This is a genomic window from Bacillus safensis FO-36b (assembly GCF_000691165.1).
In the GTDB taxonomy this organism is placed as follows: Bacteria; Bacillota; Bacilli; order Bacillales; family Bacillaceae; genus Bacillus; species Bacillus safensis.
Map to the genome: position 1 here is coordinate 1 of NZ_ASJD01000029.1, position 1,254 is coordinate 1,254.

1 protein-coding gene is annotated in these 1,254 nt (G+C 58.2%); it reads left to right on the top strand.

Going from position 1 to position 1,254, the window contains the following annotated elements; translation table 11 throughout:
• Nucleotides 1–261: 261 nt before the first annotated feature.
• The gene (locus BA81_RS20230; protein WP_428829235.1) at nucleotides 262–990 is read left to right on the top strand and encodes a rolling circle replication-associated protein; all 729 of its coding nucleotides are present in this window, start codon (nucleotides 262–264) and stop codon (nucleotides 988–990) included.
• Nucleotides 991–1,254: the final 264 nt, after the last annotated feature.

Here is a 1,254-nt window from a genome sequence, read left to right on the forward strand (position 1 = left end):
AGACCCCCGCCTTGATTAGTAGTTACATATCTTCCCGCTACCTGATAAATTCCCCATATCGCGGACATAAAAAAGCCCGGCAGTGCTACCAACACCCCGGGCCCGGTTCGCATCCTGATAACCACTAAGCAGAGCAGAAACATGCGAACACTCAAATTGTACCGCCATGGGGTCACCATGGGCACCCCCCCCAAGAAAAACGATCACCTGAGAGCCAAACGGGGCACCGTTGAAGGCTGGTCAGAATCCGCCACCCGGCGCATGGTTCATTTCCTCCGATCAGTCGACGAACGCACCCTAGACACCACCGCTTCCGGGGAGCCTCTCCGGGGCTATGCCATCACGCTCACTGTCCGGGACTGCCCACCCACTGCCGACGACTGGAAACGGCTCAGAAACGCCTATTTCAAGCGTCTAACCCGTCTGGGGGTCTACCGGGTGCACTGGGTCACCGAATGGCAGCGAAGGGGCGTCCCACACCTTCACGGGGCTTTATGGCTCCCAATCTCCGTCCCCCGTGGGGAGTTGCTGCTTAATTGGGTTGCTGTCGCCAACGAATTCGGCGCTTCCCTCCGGGGCCAGTACTCACTGGAGATTAACGATACCGTGGGTTGGTTTAAGTATCTCAGTAAACACTCAGCGCGAGGCGTCCAGCACTACCAGCGACACCCTGAGAACATCCCCCCGTCATGGAAGAAGAAAACCGGGCGCGTCTGGGGTAAAACTGGTGACTGGGCTACCACCGACCCAGTGGAATTCGATATTTCCTCTGAGGCGTATTACAGGCTTCGCCGCATCCTCCGAAACTGGCGTATTGCCGATGCTCGCACTGCTGGCAACTCATGGCGGATAAAGTCAGCCAGGGGAATGCTGAAATCCCACAGGCGGGAATTGTCAGACGTTCGCGGGGCTTCTGAGTGGCTGGAAATGGGGCCGGCATTGCAGGTTCTGGACTATCTCAGGGCACAGGGGCACGAAATTACCTGCTAATGGCCGTAAGGCCATGACAGGCGGCACTCTGACGCTCCTAAGAACACAGACCTACCACCGCCGATACCGTGCCCCCGGCTTCCTGCTGGGGGCTCATGCCTGAAAACACGACACTAGCAGTCTGCACAATGGTTCAATCGCGCTGAACCACCTCCCAGAACAGAGAACCTATCCCGCGCCTGAACAACTGATTTTTAAGAAAGGGGGGCAGTGGGATGGGATTTGCGCGCGCGCGCGCGAGCCCTCCCGCAGACCCCCGCCTTG